Source organism: Nonomuraea purpurea (assembly GCF_042650645.1).
Taxonomy (GTDB): domain Bacteria; phylum Actinomycetota; class Actinomycetes; order Streptosporangiales; family Streptosporangiaceae; genus Nonomuraea; species Nonomuraea purpurea.
The window spans coordinates 110,067-125,094 of the sequence record NZ_JBHSBI010000030.1 but is presented as its reverse complement, the minus strand read 5'-3'; the positions used below and the strand labels follow the sequence as shown (position 1 = coordinate 125,094).

General features: G+C 71.3%; 17 protein-coding genes. 8 read left to right on the top strand and 9 right to left on the bottom strand.

All coding sequences use genetic code 11. The features are described 5' to 3' along the window. The first annotated feature begins 30 nt into the window (after positions 1 to 30). Positions 31 to 498, top strand: coding sequence for a hypothetical protein (locus ACFOY2_RS42060; RefSeq protein WP_379533724.1), 468 nt, complete (start codon positions 31 to 33; stop codon positions 496 to 498). A gap of 197 nt (positions 499 to 695) precedes the next feature. Here ACFOY2_RS42060 and ACFOY2_RS42055 read toward each other — a convergent pair whose 3' ends face one another. After that, the gene (locus ACFOY2_RS42055; RefSeq protein ID WP_379533723.1) at positions 696 to 1,178 is read right to left on the bottom strand and encodes a MarR family winged helix-turn-helix transcriptional regulator; all 483 of its coding nucleotides are present in this window, start codon (positions 1,176 to 1,178) and stop codon (positions 696 to 698) included. Between the two features lie 97 nt (positions 1,179 to 1,275). Here ACFOY2_RS42055 and ACFOY2_RS42050 point away from each other — a divergent pair, with 97 nt between their 5' ends. Beyond that, the gene (locus ACFOY2_RS42050; RefSeq protein ID WP_379533722.1) at positions 1,276 to 2,454 is read left to right on the top strand and encodes a cytochrome P450; all 1,179 of its coding nucleotides are present in this window, start codon (positions 1,276 to 1,278) and stop codon (positions 2,452 to 2,454) included. A 15-nt stretch (positions 2,455 to 2,469) separates the two neighbouring features. Here ACFOY2_RS42050 and ACFOY2_RS42045 read toward each other — a convergent pair whose 3' ends face one another. The 3 genes from ACFOY2_RS42045 to ACFOY2_RS42035 form a co-directional block, all read right to left on the bottom strand. Continuing rightward, on the bottom strand, positions 2,470 to 3,591 hold the full coding sequence (locus ACFOY2_RS42045) for a sensor histidine kinase (protein ID WP_379533721.1): 1,122 nt from the start codon (positions 3,589 to 3,591) through the stop codon (positions 2,470 to 2,472). Between the two features lie 46 nt (positions 3,592 to 3,637). Continuing rightward, on the bottom strand, positions 3,638 to 4,201 hold the full coding sequence (locus ACFOY2_RS42040) for a hypothetical protein (RefSeq protein WP_379533720.1): 564 nt from the start codon (positions 4,199 to 4,201) through the stop codon (positions 3,638 to 3,640). Between the two features lie 66 nt (positions 4,202 to 4,267). Continuing rightward, positions 4,268 to 5,545: a phytase gene (locus tag ACFOY2_RS42035; RefSeq protein ID WP_379533719.1), complete on the bottom strand. Its 1,278-nt coding sequence runs from the start codon at positions 5,543 to 5,545 to the stop codon at positions 4,268 to 4,270. Positions 5,546 to 5,721: 176 nt separating this feature from the next. Between ACFOY2_RS42035 and ACFOY2_RS42030 the strand changes: the two genes are divergently transcribed. Together ACFOY2_RS42030 and ACFOY2_RS42025 are read left to right on the top strand one after the other, a co-directional pair. Further along, a complete protein-coding gene (locus ACFOY2_RS42030) occupies positions 5,722 to 6,612 on the top strand; it encodes an amidohydrolase family protein (RefSeq protein WP_379533718.1) in 891 nt (296 codons plus the stop codon). After that, a complete protein-coding gene (locus tag ACFOY2_RS42025) occupies positions 6,609 to 7,067 on the top strand; it encodes a MaoC family dehydratase (RefSeq protein ID WP_379533717.1) in 459 nt (152 codons plus the stop codon). Before ACFOY2_RS42030 ends, ACFOY2_RS42025 begins: the two co-directional genes overlap by 4 nt. Here ACFOY2_RS42025 and ACFOY2_RS42020 read toward each other — a convergent pair. Both ACFOY2_RS42020 and ACFOY2_RS42015 read right to left on the bottom strand, forming a co-directional pair. Then, complete coding sequence (locus ACFOY2_RS42020) at positions 7,058 to 8,068, bottom strand: zinc-dependent alcohol dehydrogenase family protein (protein ID WP_379533716.1); 1,011 nt, start codon at positions 8,066 to 8,068, stop codon at positions 7,058 to 7,060. The two genes, ACFOY2_RS42025 and ACFOY2_RS42020, sit on opposite strands and share 10 nt — an antisense overlap. 89 nt (positions 8,069 to 8,157) lie before the next feature. Then, a complete protein-coding gene (locus tag ACFOY2_RS42015) occupies positions 8,158 to 8,751 on the bottom strand; it encodes a TetR/AcrR family transcriptional regulator (RefSeq protein ID WP_379533715.1) in 594 nt (197 codons plus the stop codon). Positions 8,752 to 8,819: 68 nt separating this feature from the next. Here ACFOY2_RS42015 and ACFOY2_RS42010 point away from each other — a divergent pair, with 68 nt between their 5' ends. Then, positions 8,820 to 9,308 carry a nuclear transport factor 2 family protein gene (locus ACFOY2_RS42010; protein WP_379533714.1) on the top strand — a complete coding sequence of 163 codons (489 nt, stop codon included), beginning with the start codon at positions 8,820 to 8,822 and terminating at the stop codon, positions 9,306 to 9,308. Positions 9,309 to 9,311: 3 nt separating this feature from the next. Here the strand turns inward: ACFOY2_RS42010 and ACFOY2_RS42005 are convergent, their stop codons facing one another. After that, positions 9,312 to 10,235, bottom strand: a complete 924-nt coding sequence (locus tag ACFOY2_RS42005; protein ID WP_379533713.1) for a hypothetical protein — start codon at positions 10,233 to 10,235, stop codon at positions 9,312 to 9,314. A 165-nt stretch (positions 10,236 to 10,400) separates the two neighbouring features. Between ACFOY2_RS42005 and ACFOY2_RS42000 the strand changes: the two genes are divergently transcribed. After that, entirely contained in the window at positions 10,401 to 11,495 is a 1,095-nt protein-coding gene (locus ACFOY2_RS42000; RefSeq protein WP_379533712.1) for a sensor histidine kinase, read from the top strand. Beyond that, positions 11,435 to 12,064, top strand: coding sequence for a response regulator (locus tag ACFOY2_RS41995; RefSeq protein WP_379533711.1), 630 nt, complete (start codon positions 11,435 to 11,437; stop codon positions 12,062 to 12,064). The genes ACFOY2_RS42000 and ACFOY2_RS41995 overlap by 61 nt, the downstream gene beginning before the upstream one ends. Positions 12,065 to 12,262: 198 nt before the next feature. Here the strand turns inward: ACFOY2_RS41995 and ACFOY2_RS41990 are convergent, their stop codons facing one another. Next, on the bottom strand, positions 12,263 to 13,378 hold the full coding sequence (locus tag ACFOY2_RS41990) for a CU044_5270 family protein (RefSeq protein ID WP_379533710.1): 1,116 nt from the start codon (positions 13,376 to 13,378) through the stop codon (positions 12,263 to 12,265). Then, entirely contained in the window at positions 13,375 to 13,962 is a 588-nt protein-coding gene (locus ACFOY2_RS41985) for an RNA polymerase sigma factor (RefSeq protein WP_379533709.1), read from the bottom strand. The genes ACFOY2_RS41990 and ACFOY2_RS41985 overlap by 4 nt, the downstream gene beginning before the upstream one ends. An 824-nt stretch (positions 13,963 to 14,786) precedes the next feature. Between ACFOY2_RS41985 and ACFOY2_RS41980 the strand changes: the two genes are divergently transcribed. Next, complete coding sequence (locus tag ACFOY2_RS41980) at positions 14,787 to 15,026, top strand: hypothetical protein (protein ID WP_379533708.1); 240 nt, start codon at positions 14,787 to 14,789, stop codon at positions 15,024 to 15,026. The last annotated feature ends 2 nt before the right edge of the window (positions 15,027 to 15,028 follow it).

Below are 15,028 nucleotides of genomic sequence, written 5' to 3'. Positions count from 1 at the left end.
GTGCGGGTGTCCACGCAGAGAATAGCCTCCATGACCGATCTCTACGCGGTGCGGGTGCTGGCGGTCGATCCACCACGCCGCCGCATACAACTGCGGGTGACTGCCATTAACCCGGACGTATGGGACAGCCCGCTGCCCAACGATGCGAAATTCTTCCTCCGCGACCTGGAAGATGATGAGGCCATACTGGACCTTCTTCTTGACGAGGACGACGGGGTGGATGACGACTTCGTCGAGAGTGTGGAGCGGACTGCGACGCGCAACTACCCCTTCACGGCGAAGGCCAAAGCACGGCTGTTTGAAAGTGGCAGAGGATTTCCCCGGGAGGATGAAGGGCCGTTCAACGAGATGTCCCCTGAATCCGCCGCAGCCCTGGTCCACTGCGAGGAGATACGCGTGGGGGCCGATTACGACGTGGTGGTCACCGACTCCCGGTTGATCGAACATCTTGAAGCCGGCAACTGGTGGCGCACCGCCGCTTACCCCGGTGCAGATTGACGCGGCGAAGCCGACGGGCAGCATAGGAGTCAGGCGGTGACGTCTTCCCAGTGCTGATCATTTCCAGATCGCGTTGAGTGCGAAGGCGGCGCGGGCGATGTCCCCGATCCGGCTGGGGCCGATGGTGACCTGTGCGACCGAAGCACACCCGAGATCTATCGTTCGCCACCGACATGTTTGCGGCACGGATCAAGGGTCTAGCCGAGGCAGGGCCCCTCGGGGTCGATGGCGCGGGTGATGCGGTCGCCGATGTCGCCCAGGTGGCGCGTCTGCCCCTTGGTGAGCGGGTCGAAGACGAAGCGGCGGACCGTCTCCACGTGCCCGGGGGCGGTCTCGACCACCTTCTTCCAGCCCTCCTCGGTGAGGATGGCCAGGGTGTAGCGGCCGTCGCCCGGGTCGGGCGTGCGGCGCACCCAGCCGCGCCGCTCAAGCCGCTTGACCACGTGGGACAGCCGCGACAGCGACCCGTCGGAGAGGTCGGCCAGCTCGCTCATCCGCATGGTGTGGCCGGGCGACATCGACAGCCCCGCCATCACCTGGTACTCGAAGTGGCTGATGCCGGCGTCGCGCTGCAACTGGCCGTCGAGCGCCGCCGGGAGCCTGATCAGCACGCTGACCAGCGCCATCCAGCTCCGCCTCTCCTCCTCGGTCAGCCAGCGCGGCTCCTGCGGGTCGTCCACTCCCCCATCCTAAAGTTCGGGCGGCCCCTGGCCTTACGCGCCGCCAGGCCGCACGATCGCATCAGGACCGGCTTTCGCAGACAGGGGGACATTCCACGTGAACGGCAACGCGCGCAAGATCGAGCGGGGACACCCGCCGGGGACCTGCCCGGTGGACCGCGCCGCCGACGGGACCTGGCAGATTCGCGGATACGCGCAGGCCAGGGCGTTGCTGCGCAGCGACCGTACCGTCCAGGCGGGGCTCGGCATCGAGACCGTGGAGAAGCTGCCCCCCAAGGTCCGCCGCCCCGTCCTCTACCGCGACGGGCCCGAGCACCGCGAGCACCGGCGGCAGACCGCGCGCTTCTTAACACCCCGCCGCGTGGACGAGCGGTATCGCGACCTGATGGCCGACCTCGCCGACGAGCAGCTCGCGAAGCTGCGCGCGGCGGGCGAGGCCGAGCTGTCGGACCTGAGCTTCAACATGGCGATCGGCGTGGTCTGCGAGGTCATCGGCCTGACCGAGAGCAGGCCCGGGATCCGGGGCAGGCTGGAGCGGTTCTTTCCCGAGAAGTTCGGCAGACCCGGGCTGACCAGCGTGCGGGGGATCTACTGGCTGTTTCGCCTGAACACCAACTGGCTGCGCTTCCACCTCGCCGACGTCCGCCCGGCGGTCCGCGCCCGCCGCCGCGAGCCCCGCGACGACCTCATCTCGCACCTGCTCGCCGAGGGCTGCTCGGCGGCCGAGATCCTCGGGGAATGCCTGACGTTCTCCGCGGCCGGGATGGTCACCACGCGGGAGTTCATCTGCGTGGCCGCCTGGCACCTGTTCACCGACGAGGAGCTGATGGAGCGCTACCAGAGGGCGGACGAGCCCGAGCGGCTGGCCGTGCTGCGCGAGCTCGTCCGGCTGGAACCCGCGGTGGCGCGGCTGCGGCGGCGCACGACGGCCGCGCTCGAACTGCCCGGCCGCAACGGGCCGGTCACGGTGCCCGAGGGAGCGCTGATCGACGTGTTCGTCGATGCGGCCAACGCCGACGCCGAGGCCGTGGGCGACGGGCCGCTGACCGTGTGCCCAGGCCGTCCGGTGGAGGCGGCGCTGTCCTTCGGCGACGGCCCGCACCGATGCCCGGGGGCGGGCATCGCGATCCTGGAGACCGACATCTTCCTCACCCGCCTCCTGGCGCTGGACGGCGGCGTCCGGATGACGGGGACGCCGAGAGTGAGCCTCAAGGACGAGATCGGCGGCTACGAGATCCGCGGCCTGACAGTCGCGACGGGCCGGACCGCGAGCTGAGCCCCTGGGACGCGGTCAGTTCGGCTGGTCGTCGCCGGGGAGGTGAGCGGTGAGGAGCCAGCCGCCCGCGCCGTCGGGTCCGGCGGTCAGGGTGCCGCCGTGGGTGTGGACGCGTTCGCGCATGCCGGCCAGCCCGTGTCCGGAGGCAGGCAGCCGCTCGCCGGCGGTGGGCGGGGGCTCGTTGTGGATCCGCACGTCGAGTCCGTCGCCGGAGCGGGCGACGCGGACGCGGACGCGGGTGCCGGGGCCCGCGTGTTTGAGCACGTTCGTCAGCCCCTCCTGGACGATGCGGGCGGCGGAGGCACGCGTGCCGCGCGGCGCCGAGCCGGTGGCCGGGTCGAGGTCGAGGTCGATCAGGAGCCCGGCCGCGGACATGCGGTCGGCGCACTCGCGTACCGCCTCGGCCGGGTCGGGGCGGCCGTGCGGGTCGTGGAGCAGGTCGCGCAGGTCCTGCAGCACCTGGTGGCCGGTCTCCCTGATGTCGGTGAGCGCGTTGCCGATGGGCCCGTCGGGCGCGGTGTGCCGGGCGGCGCCGGCGCGCAGCACCATGGCGCCGATGTGGCGGGCCACAATGTCGTGCACGTCGCGCACGATGTGCTCGCGTTCCGCGGCGTGGTCGGCGCGCGCCCGCGCCACGGCGGCGCGGGCGAGTTCCTCGGCACGCAGCCGTTCGGCCTCCTCGGTGGCGCGCCGCGCCCCGAGGTAGCGGCCGATCACGATGGGCAGGGCCACCAGCGTCATGATGACCATGACGCGGAACAGGGTGACCCTGCCGGGCGACTCGATGACGACGGACGCGATCAGCAGGCAGCCGCCCAGGTAGACGGCGGCCGTCCAGGCCGATGAGGTGACGCGCGTGGCGGAGATCCCGATCGCGACCAGCGTGAGGATCAGGTACGTGTCGACCGCCGCGCTCAGGAACGTGTCCGCGGCGACCAGCAGCGCGCCCAGGAAGACGACGACCAGGTGGGGAAGCCGTCTGGCGACGCCGAGCGACAGCCCGCCCACCACCGCGAACAGCCCGGTGACGGCGGCGGGCTGGGCGCCGGTGTGCCAGATGCCCCAGGTGGTGAGCACCGACAGCGCGAGACCTCCGGCGGCGAGCAGGACATCCAGCGGCACAGGTCCCCAGCGCATGCGTGAGCACCATCCATCCGTCATGTGGCGGACCGGCGAGCTCCTCTCAGCTGCCGGTCGGCACACCGTAGCAGTCTCCCGAACGCGTCCAGGCGACGATTCGCGCGGCCAGTCCTGCGAGGTCCTCGCTTCCGTTGTGGAACACGGTGGAGATCAGCGCGCGGCCGTGGACGGCGTCCGCCATGGCCTCCTCGGCCCAGTCGGCCGCCTGCTCGCGCTCGGCCAGTCGGCGCTCACGTTCGTCGTCGGGGCAGTCGAGCAGCGCCCATCGGGCCTCGCCCCACCGCCCCGGCGGGGCGAGGTCGCCGGGGTCGGGGATCGGGCAGAGCAGCAGAACGGGGTGTCCCGCGCGGCGCACCATGGTCACGATGCGCCCCCACATGCGGTCGTAAGCGGGCCAGACGGGCGCGGCCTGCGGCTCGGCGATGGGCACCCCGATCAGCTTGCCCTCTTCGAGGAGTTCGTCCATCTCCATCACGACCAGCCCGTCGGCCGCCCGCAGCAGGTGGGGCAGCAGGGTCGTCTTGCCCGCGCACGGCGCGCCCGCGAGCAGGAACAACGGGCCGTCGCCCCGGGCCGCCGACGAGGTGATCACGGCATGATCGCGCACCGCACCAATTTACCGAGTCCATCGGCTCGATCGGGCCGGTGGACCCGCCGCAGGCCGCCTGCCGTGTCAGCCGTGGCGTGGGTTCCAGCCGTCGGTGTCGACGTCGAGGTCGAGTTCGTCGGCGAGGTCGCCCCAGTCGGCGTACTTGAAGTTGGTGTTCTCGCGCTCCGGCGTGGCCGGGGTGTTCTCGCCGTCGTGCACGACGAACAGGCCCTCGTCGAAGTCGCCCACCGGGACGTTCAGCACGGCCGCGCCGTCACTGTGCTCGACGCCGTCGATGCCGCGCCCCTGGCCGACCTTGAACTGGCCGAGGTAGGCGTTGCCGCCTTCGCGGCGGTAGACGGCGAAGGTGTTGTCGCCCTGGCTGGAGGCCAGCAGGTAGCCCTTGCCGCCGTCGCGGTAGTAGATGGTCAGACCCTCGGCGTCCGCGGCCAGGCGCCGGCCGCCGTAGCCGGGGTCGGCGCCGGGCGCGCACTCCTCGGTGCCGGGGTCGTACGTGCCGGGCACGCCGTACTCGCGGACCTTGTCGATCAGCACGGGCGGGCCGGTGAGGTCGGCGCGCATGCGCCAGATGCCGACGTCTTCCTGTGCCACGTAGAGCACGTCCGTGTCCTGGTCCACGACCATGCCTTCGACCTGGGCCTGCTCACCGGGCTCCAGGCACGGGGTCCAGTTCTGGCCGTTGGGGAGGGTGAAGGAGGCGGGCAGGTCGAGCGTCCTGACCACCCGGTAGCCGATCTTGCCGCCGGGCTTGGCGAGCAGTTCGACGAGGCCGACCGAGGTCTTGTGGCGGCGGCTGACCAGGGCGTAGGTGCCGGTCGCGTCCTGCCAGACGGCCAGCCCGTAGGCGGTCTCGGCGTTGTTGACCTCCTGCTGGGTGGTGTTGAAGACGAACGGCGCGGCCGGGTCGGTCACGTCGGTGAGCCGGCCGCCGGAGACGGAGTAGAAGCGCAGCGTGTCCCGGCCGCGGTCGGAGACGACCGCCAGGTCGCGCCCGTGGAAGCCGTAGGCGACGTCGACGTTGTTGAAGCGTCCGACCTCGTCGTCGGGCCCGGGGGCGGCCGGGGCGGGGAAGTGCTGAAGCTGACGGCCCTTGAGGTCGTAGGTGTAGAGCCCGCCCTCCTTGGCCGTGGTGATCACCACGCTGCGGCGGGAATCGGACGGGTGCAGCCAGATCGCGGGGTCGTCGCCGTTGGCGTTGCCGCCCGCCTCGTCGTCGTAGAGCGCGGGGGTCTCCACCCGTGGCTCCACCGTCGCGACGGCGCGGCCGTGCGCGGGCACCGCCAGTCCTGCTGCGGATAGGAAGGTCAGTGTCACCAGGAAAAGCCTGGACAGGGGACGCATGGACGGCCTCCTTGATCGTGTGTCGCCAGGAGCCTAGGCACCGCCTCCGGCGCGTGAGCGTGCACAGCGTGAACATCACACGAATGCGCCTCCGCGTAAAAGGTCGGCAGAATCTTGACGACCATGATGAATCTGCCTACATTCGCATCATCCGCCGCTCCCGAGAGGTGCTGTCCATGGGCATGCCGCTCTCCTTCGACGAGCTGACCGCGATCGACGTCCACACTCACGTGGAGGTCTCCGCCGACGGCCACGGCTCGCTCAGCCCCGAGTTGTACGGCGCGTCCGCGCGTTACTTCGGCTCGCACGGGCGGCCGGCCATCGAGGAGACGGCCGCCTACTACCGGGAGCGGAAGATGGCCGCGGTGGTGTTCACGGTGGACGCCGAGCACGCCACCGGCCACCCGCGCATCTCCAACGAGGAGATCGCCGAGTCCTGCGCCCGGCACGCCGACGTGCTCATCCCGTTCGCCAGTGTCGATCCGTGGAAGGGCGGGGCGGGGGTGCGCGAGGCCCGCCGGCTGGTCGCCGACCACGGGGTGCGGGGTTTCAAGTTCCACCCCAGCGTCCAGGCGTTCGCCCCCAACGACCCGATGGCCTATCCGCTGTACGAGGTGATCGAGGAGCTGGGCGCGATCGCGCTCTTCCACACCGGCCAGACCGGCATCGGCGCGGGAGTCCCCGGCGGGGGCGGCATCCGCCTGAAGTTCTCCGACCCCATGCTGGTCGACGACGTGGCCGTGGACTTCCCGCACCTGAAGATCATCCTGGCTCATCCGTCGTTCCCCTGGCAGGACGAGGCGCTCGCCGTCGCCACCCACAAGCCGACGGTGCACATCGACCTGTCGGGCTGGTCGCCGAAGTACTTCCCGCCCCAGCTCGTCCGCTACGCCAACAGCCTGCTCCAGGACAAGGTCATGTTCGGCTCCGACTACCCGGTCATCTCCCCCGACCGCTGGTTGGCCGACTTCGCCGCGCTCGACCTCAAACCCGAGGTACGTCCCAAGATCCTCAAGGACAACGCCGCCCGCCTGCTCGGCCTCACCCCCAAGGAGAAGCAGCCGTGACCACCACCGCCGCCGGCCTGGCCGAGTTGAAGGCGCTCACGGGCGCGGACCTCGGGCACAGCTCCTGGCTGGAGATCGGCCAGGAGCGCGTCAACGCCTTCGCCGACGTCACCGGCGACCACCAGTGGATCCACCTCGACCCGGAGCGGGCCGGGCGCGGGCCGTTCGGCGGCACGATCGCGCACGGCTACCTGACCCTGTCGCTGGTCATCCCGCTGTTCACGGAGTTGCTGGAGATCGGGGGCGTGCGGATGAGCGTCAACTACGGGTTGAACCGGGTCCGCTTCCCCGCTCCGGTCAAGGTCGGCGGCCGGATCCGGCTGGCGGCCACGGTGGTCTCGGTCGAGGACGTGGCCGGTGACGGCGTCCAGATGGTCGTGGACTTCACGGTCGAGATCGACGGCTCGGCCAAGCCCGCGTGCGTGGCCCAGGCCGTCTACCGCCACTACGCCTGAGCGACCGGGTCGACGGTGACGACGATCTTGCCGAACTGGGTGTTGGACTCCATGTGCCGGTGTGCCGCCACGATGTCGTCGAGCGTGAAAGTGCGGTCGACCACCGGCTGGAACGCCCCGGTACGCAGCCCCGACCCGACGAACGCCTCGGCCCTTCGCAGCCGCGCGGCGTCCTTGGTGATCTCGAAGAGGGTGAAGGTGCGCACGTTGAGGGCGGGCATGCCCAGCTCCATTCCGGGATGCGGGGTCGGCTGCCCGCTCAGGAGCCCATACAAAAACAGCGTGCCGCCTGGGGCGACTGCCCTGGCCAGGTCGGTGACGCCGGGGCCTGCGACGGCGTCCAGGATGTGCTCGGCGCCCCGGCCGCCGGTGATGGCCAGCACGCGGGCGGCGACGTCCTCCTCCTCTGAGACGATCACCTCGGCGGCGCCCTCCTTGAGGAGGCGGTCCTTCTTGGCGGCGGTGCGGGTGACGGCGACGGGGGTGGCACCGATCCGGTTGGCGGTCTGGATCGCGGCCAGCCCGACGCTGCTGGAGGCGGCGTTCATGACCACCGTGTCCCCGGCCCGCGCCCCGCCGACCTCCACCAGCGCCCCGTAGGCGGTGATGAACGGCATCCACACGGCCGCCCCGGAGACCGCGTCGAGGTTCGCCGGACGGCGCACGAGCGCCGCCGAGGGCACGATGGCCCGCTCGGCGTAGACGCCGTAGTCGTTCTGCGAGAAGGCGGGCACGACGCTGACCCGCTCCCCCGCCGCGAACCCGGTCACCCCCTCCCCCACCGCCTCGATCACGCCCGCCGCCTCGGTGCCGAGCCTGGCGGGCAGCCGCCTGACGGGCTCGATGTACTGGTCGCGGCGGAACATCGCCTCTGCCCTGTTCAGCCCGATCGCCTCCACCCGGATGCGTACCTCGCCGGTACCGGGCTCGCCGGTCTCCAGGTCGTCCAGCCGCATCACCTCGGGGCCGCCGATCTCGTGGAAGCGCACTGTCTTGGCCATGCCACACGTCCTTAAGTACGATGTTCGTCAAACTTCGATGGCGATCGTACTACAGGGGCATGCGAAAGCAGTGGCCTCTCCGGGAGATTTCAGCTGAGACGGTCGAAGACCGACTCCACCGCCGACGACAGCAGGACTGGGTCGTCGCCCGCGATGGCGCGGCCCGCATAGAAGGCGGCCAGCCCCATCTCCGCGCCCAAGGCGGCGGTCTCGGCGTTCGCACCCTTGCCGGCCAGCAGGTCGCGCAGCGCCTCGGCGTACTGGCGCTGCTTGGTGAGGCTGCGCGCCCACAACTCGGGATGACTGGCGACCAGTCGCTCGTGGCGGGCGTAGGCGTCGGGGTCGGCGGTCAGCCGGGCCATGTAGGAGACGACGACCGCGCGGACGAGCGCCAGCGCGGCGGGCAGCGAGTCGCCGATCGGACCTGACCCGGGAACCTCCAGGGCTTCGGCCAGCACCTCCTGCAGCTCGCCCGTGTCGGCGAAGACGACCTCCTGTTTGTCGCCGAAGTAGCGGAAGAAGGTAGCCCGGCCGACCTCGGCGCGTTCTGCGATGTCGCTGACCGTGACGCCCTCGAACCCGCGCTCGGCGAACAGCCCGTGGGCGGCCTCGATGATCGCCTCTCTGGCGCGCCGCTGCTTGCGCTCCCTGAGCGAACTCTCAGCCTGGCGCCCACGATCCATGCGACCCAGTGTAGTGTGCGAGACTCAGTCTTGAACGAGACTGAGTCTCAAAAGAGATTGGAGCTCACATGAGGACCCCGATCATTCTGGTCGCCGCCGCGCTCACCCTCGCCACCGCCGCACCCGCCTTCGCAGACGGCCAAGGGGCCACGGAGCGGCGGACGGCGGCGTTCATGGAGGCGCTCGAACGCAAGAACCTCACCGCTCTGTCCGCGCTGCTCGACCCGGACGTCACGATGACGCTGCCGCTGTCGTTCTCCGGCAGGAAGGAGGACGCCGCCCGTTTCACCGGCAAGGCCGAGGTGCTCGGGTACGCGAAGAACGCGTTCGCGATGTTCGGCAAGATCAATTTCGTCAACAAGAAGGTGACCGTCTCCAAGGACGGGAAGTCGTCCTTCGTCCAGGCTGACGGCGACTTCACCACCGCCGACGGGAAGCCGTATCGCAACGTGTACGTCTACCACTTCGAGTGGCGCGACGGACGCGTGATCAGGAGCGCGGAGTACGGGAACCCCGTGACGTTCTGCGCTACTTTCCCCGCGACCCCCGGCTGCTGAACTTCAGCTACGAACGCGGCGCAGGTAGTAGGAGACGGTGGCGGTGGCCAGCGCGGCACCCCAGATCGGCCAGAAGCACTCGGGGAGCCAGGCCCCCCACTCGTCCAGGGCGAAGCGGCCGGCGATCGTCCAGCGGATGTAGGTCAGCCCCGCCACGGTGATGATGATCGCGACGAACCCGGCGGGGATGACCGCCAGCAACGGCGGCACCCGCCGGCCGCGCAGCCCCGGGATCCAGCGGGGGAAGATCTCACCCCACCGCTGGGTCAGCCCGAGCGTGAGCACGCCGCCGAGCGCGCCGAACGTCGCCAGGTACGCCCCGAACAGCCACAGCCCGCCCTCGCCCTCGGCGAGGAACTCCTGGCTCACCCCCAACGGGATGCCCAGCGCCCAGGCCCACCGGGTCAGGCAGTACACCAGCGGCACCACGGCCGCCACGTACGCGGCCCGGCGTCCCAGCGTGGGGGTGAACACCTGGGACCGGCCCCCGCCCAGGGCCGAGGCGGCCAGCAGCAACCCGCCGAGCACGCACAAGAGCTGGTTGAGCACGGGCCACGGCCAGGCGTCGGCGAACGTCGCCCCGCCCAGCCCCCAGCCGAAGACCGGCGCGACCAGCAACAGGGGCGTGTAGGCGACGCCCATCATGAGCCGGGAGTCGGGGATCACCAGGACCAGGACCACGGCGATCGGCCAAGCCACGAACAATGACGCCCGGTGGGTCAGCGCCGTCACCAAGGTGAGCAGCGCGAAGGCGGCGATCCACCAGCCGAAGCGCGGCGTCGTAGCGCTGAGGACGGACAGCGCCCCGTCCGGGTCGGGGTCGGAGGCGCCCCACGGGTAGCCGGGCAGGCCCAGCGCCCAGGCCGCGCCGAGCCCGCCGTAGAGCAGCGCCCACACGGCCGCCGCGCGGGAAGCAAGGGTTCTCATGGCACAAGCGTCGCGGCCGGGGAGGGTCCTGGACGAGATGCCGATCGGCACCCACCGCCACCACAAAACATGCCATTCGGCACCCACCGCCACGCAGAACATTGTCCCTTCAGCACTGCGGAACGTGCCGTTCGGGATCTTCGTGGCGCGCGTATCCTCGATGCGGTGAGCGTGATGTGGGTCGCGGCTTTCGCGCCGGCGCTGGTTGCCGTCGTGGCGGTGGCGGCGGGGTTGTCGCGCCGGCCGTGGCTGCCCGCGTCGGCCTGGGCGGCCGCCGTGCTCTCCCTGGCCGTCACGCCTGCCCGCGCCCTCGGGGTGATCGAGCCCGTGCCGGGCGCCGACGTGTCGGGGCTGGTCGAGAGCCTGGCGCTGATGGCGCTGGCCGGCCTGGTCGTCCGGTACGCGCCGCCGTCACGGGCCGCTACGGCCGCTCCGGCGGCGGGCCTGGCCGCGTCCGTGTGGCTGCTGCGCTCGTTCGAGCCGGCGTCGGTGCTGGAAGGCGTCGGCGTGTGCGCGTTCTGGGGGCTGGGCGCGCTGCTGGCCGTCGCGGTCGGCGGCCATCTGCGCCACGTCGAGGCGCGGCAGGCCCGCGCGGTGGCCGACGCCCGTACCGCCCTGCGGCTGCGCCTCGCCGGGGACCTGCACGACTTCGTCGCCCACGACATCAGCGAGATGATCGCGCACGCCCAGGCGGGCACGGTCACGGGCGATCCGCTGCGGGCGCTCGAACGCGTCGAGGCGGCCGGCCAGCGCGCCATGTCGATGCTGGACCGCACCCTGGACATGCTGCACCACGACCGCCCCCGCAGCCCGGCGGGCGACCTGGACGGCGTCCGCGCCGCCGCCGAGCGTTTCTCCGCCGCGGGCGCGGCCCAGGTCCACCTGCGGATGGATCCGGTCGAGGTGCCCGCGGAGGTCGGCGCGCTGGCGTACCGGATCGTGGTCGAGGGGCTGACCAACGTGCGCAGGCACGCCCCCGAGGCCACCCGGGTGGACCTCGCCGTCGGCGCCGGGTCAGGCGGGCTGGAGATCACGATGGTCAACGACGGCGTGACGAGGACACGCGGCCCGCGACGCGGCGGCTCCGGGCTGGCGGGGCTGGCCGCACTCGTCCGGGAGCAGGGCGGCGCCCTGGTGACGGAGACCGTACGGGACGGGTGGTCGCTGACCGCCCGCCTGCCCCTGGCACAATCGGCGGAGTGTCCACCCGCATCCTCGTCGCCGACGACCAGGAGGGCATCAGGAGCGCCTTCCGGCTGATCCTCGACGCCCAGCCCGACATGACCGTCGTGGCGGAGGCCGCCGACGGCAGGGCCGCGATCGACACCGCCATGGCGGTCCGCCCCGACGTCGTGCTCGCCGACATCCGCATGCCGGGGGCCGACGGCATCGAGGTGGCCCGCGTGCTGGCCGGCACCGGCATCCACGTCGTGATCGTCACCACGTTCGGGCTGGACGAGTACGTGCACGCGGCGCTGCGGCACGGCGCCTCCGGCTTCGTACTCAAACGCTCGGGGCCCACGCTGCTCGTCGAGGCCGTCAGGGCCGCGATGAGCGGCGACATGCTCATCAGCCCCCAGCTCACCGTGCGACTGCTGCGCGGACGCGGCCTGCCGCGCGAGAGCCAGGACGTCGTCCTGACCGAGCGCGAGGACGAGGTCGTGGCGATGGTGGCGCAGGGCAGGACGAACGCCGAGATCGCCGCGGAGCTGTTCCTCGCGCCCGGCACGGTCAAGAACCACATCGCGGCCGTCCAGCGCAAGATCGGCGCCAGGAACCGCGTCGGCGTCGCCGCCTGGGCCTGGTCCACCGGCCGAGCCGAGCCGTGACGGCCCCGAAGGCAGATCCGCGCGGACCCGGCCGGTCCCGAAGGCAGACGTCCCCGTCCCTTCCGCGCAGACCTGGCCGGTCCCGAAGGCAGACGTCCCCGTCCCTTCCGCGCAGACCTGGCCGGTCCCGGAGGCAGACGTCCCCGTCCCTTCCGCGAAGGTCTGGCCCCCGCCGGCCTCCGGTTCCTGACGGCACGGTCAGCAGAGCATGGGCGCCTTGGCGTCCTTCGGGACCTCGGGCATGGTGTCGACGACCTTGATGTCCAGGACGGCCGTGCCACCGATCATGGTCTCCTTCGCCTGCCCGCCGGGCTGCTTGAACGGGACCCACATGTTCCAGCCCAGGAACGCGTACGTCTTCGGATCGAAGATCAGCTCCTGCCGCTCCCAGCCGTCGGGCCCCTGATACGGGATCGAGACGCCCACGCCGGGCCGGCCCGCCAGGTCGGTGCGGTCGGAGACCACGGTCGTCCTGGGCAGCCTCGACAGGGCCTCGAACACGGTCGCGCGCGTCCTGGCCCCGGCCAGCGGCGTCTCCGCCAGCTGGAACAACTTCGTGATGGTGGTCCGTTCGACCATGCGCACGGTCATGTCCTCGGTCGACTGATCCGATTTGTCCGACCTGATGAGCACGTCCGCTTCCCGGCGGACCTGGGCCAGCAGCTGGTCGGGGTCGGTCGGCAGGCTCGCGACGTCCCGGGCGGGGAGGCGCAGGACGTCCATATGGCACTGCCCGGCGCGCTGATACTCCACCGTCCCCTCTTCCCTGGCGGAGCTCGGGTCGTCGACGTCCGGGACGGACGCGCCGAACGTCGAGCGCGCCAGCGCCCTGCCGGGGTCGTCCGCGGGGATCCACACCTCGCGGCGGACCTCCTGGGAATGCTCCTGGTAGACGCCGCCGGGCTTGATGCCCAAAGCCCAGTCGCGGTCGAGGCGGTCGACGTAGGTGAACTGGCCAGGCCCCGGCGCGGAGGTCGCGGCCGAGGCGGCGGCGGCGTTCCTGAGCAACTCGGCGGCGCTCGCCGGCGGAACGCCCCCCGCTCCGCCCCACAGGGTGATCACTCCGGCCGTCATCGCGGCTGCCAAGCCGACCACGACGGCCCCCCTGAGCGCGAACCGGCCACGCGGTGCCCCGCCCATGCGCAGCGGCCGCCCCCGGCCGGAGTCGCCCGACCGGAACGCGTGGCGGGAGGGCTCGGCGGGCGTGCCCGCCGCCTCGACTGCCAGCAGGCTCCTGGCACGGGCGACGGCCTCGGAGGAAGGCCCGGGCAGGTCGTCATAGTGGGACTTGAGCAGGTCGAGTTCGTCGATCACAGTGCCTCCCCGTACGGGCCGATGTGCTTGCGGAGCTTCCTGCGCGCCCGGCTGAGCCGGGAGCCGACCGTCCCCTCGGGGATGCCGAGGGCGTCGGCGACCTCCTCGTAGCTGAGCTGGGCGCAGGCGACCAGCAGCAGGACGTCGCGGTCACCCGGCGACAGCCGCGCCAGCCCAGCGGCCAGGCGCGGCTGCATGACGGCCGCCGACACCCGCTGCGCGACCCGGTCGTCGTGGGCGGGCTCGTGCGCCGGCGGCTCGCTCCTGGCCAGAGCCCGGTAGCGGCGTGCCTCGGTACGCGTGTGGTCGGCGACCAGGTTGGAGGCGATCCCGTACAGCCAGGCGCGGGCGCTGGGACGGGCGGTGTCGTACCGTTCGCGGGCGCGAAAGGCCCGCAGGAACGTCTCGGCGGCCAGGTCGTCGGCGATCGACTCGTCGAGGCGCAGGCGCACGTAGCGGTGGATGTCATCGAAGTAGCGGTCGAACAGGGCGCCGAACCGTTCGGGGTGACGTCGCGACTGCTCGATCAACGAGGCGTCGCTCATCTCGACGGCGGGCGCCGAGTCTTGGGGTGGAGCCGTCATACGGCAGATCCTTTGAGGGCTTACGTCAGGACATGAGTAGTTCGGCGCAAGCCCCATTCGCCTTCACGGCCGTGTCGGGGAAGCGTCCCAGCCGGAGCAGGCTTTGCCGGAACGGCAACAGCGTTTTGCGGACGCCTCCACCGCACCGGCATGATTGCCGCCTGCGTCCTACGGCCCGCGATCCCCCGCACCGGCCAGTGGCCGCTGCGACGTACCAACAGACGCGGAGAATAGAATGCCTCCCCACACCATGGATGTCACACACCGGCTGGTTTCCACCCCGGCCGGCCGGACGTCTTCCGCGCGGTCGGACTGCTGAGCGTTCCCTACACGCCGCCCGGTGGGCCGCGGCCCAGCGAGGGCTTCGCGCGGATGGGCGGGGACGAGGAGTTCTACCGAGATGTGGGCCAGTGCTCCCGCCTTCAGGCGGGATGGTGTAGGCCCGCGCGTGAGTGCCCTCCAGGGCGCGAGCGTGCAGTGACCGGAACTGCTTGCGATGTCTCAACCACGTACGGTAAGGTTTCCGTGATCGAACTGGCAAGCGACAACCAAGCCGGCCGTGAGATCACTTCCTGGATTCATCGGTACAACGAGGCCGCCGGACGGGCGGTGACAGGACGTGGAGACTTGCCGGTGGGCGGGTCGGTGAAGCGTCAAGCATCCTGTTCCACAGCTCGTGCTGCTTCGCGGCATGAACTGCTGCGTAAGCAGCACGGGAATCCTCGCCTCTTCAGGGGCGAGGAGCACGTCAAGTCTCCTACTTCCAGCGGCCCGGCAGGGCCGAGGCGGAGATCGAACCGGACGTCCGGGGCTGGCTGGCGGGCTTGTACGCCGCTCTGTCCGCCGACACCATGCCGGCGCCCGGCGCTCCGAACCCGCTGTTCGTGGGCCGCGGCGGGACGATGCGCGACCGGTTTCCCTCCGGCTTGTCGCCCGCCTGGCTCGGCGAGGACGAACTCGACGTCTATGCCGAGGAGTTCGAGCGGACCGGCATGAGCGGAGGGCTCAACCGCTACCGGAACATGGACCGTCTCACCGGTTGGCTCGCCGTCCTCCCCGCCTGAAC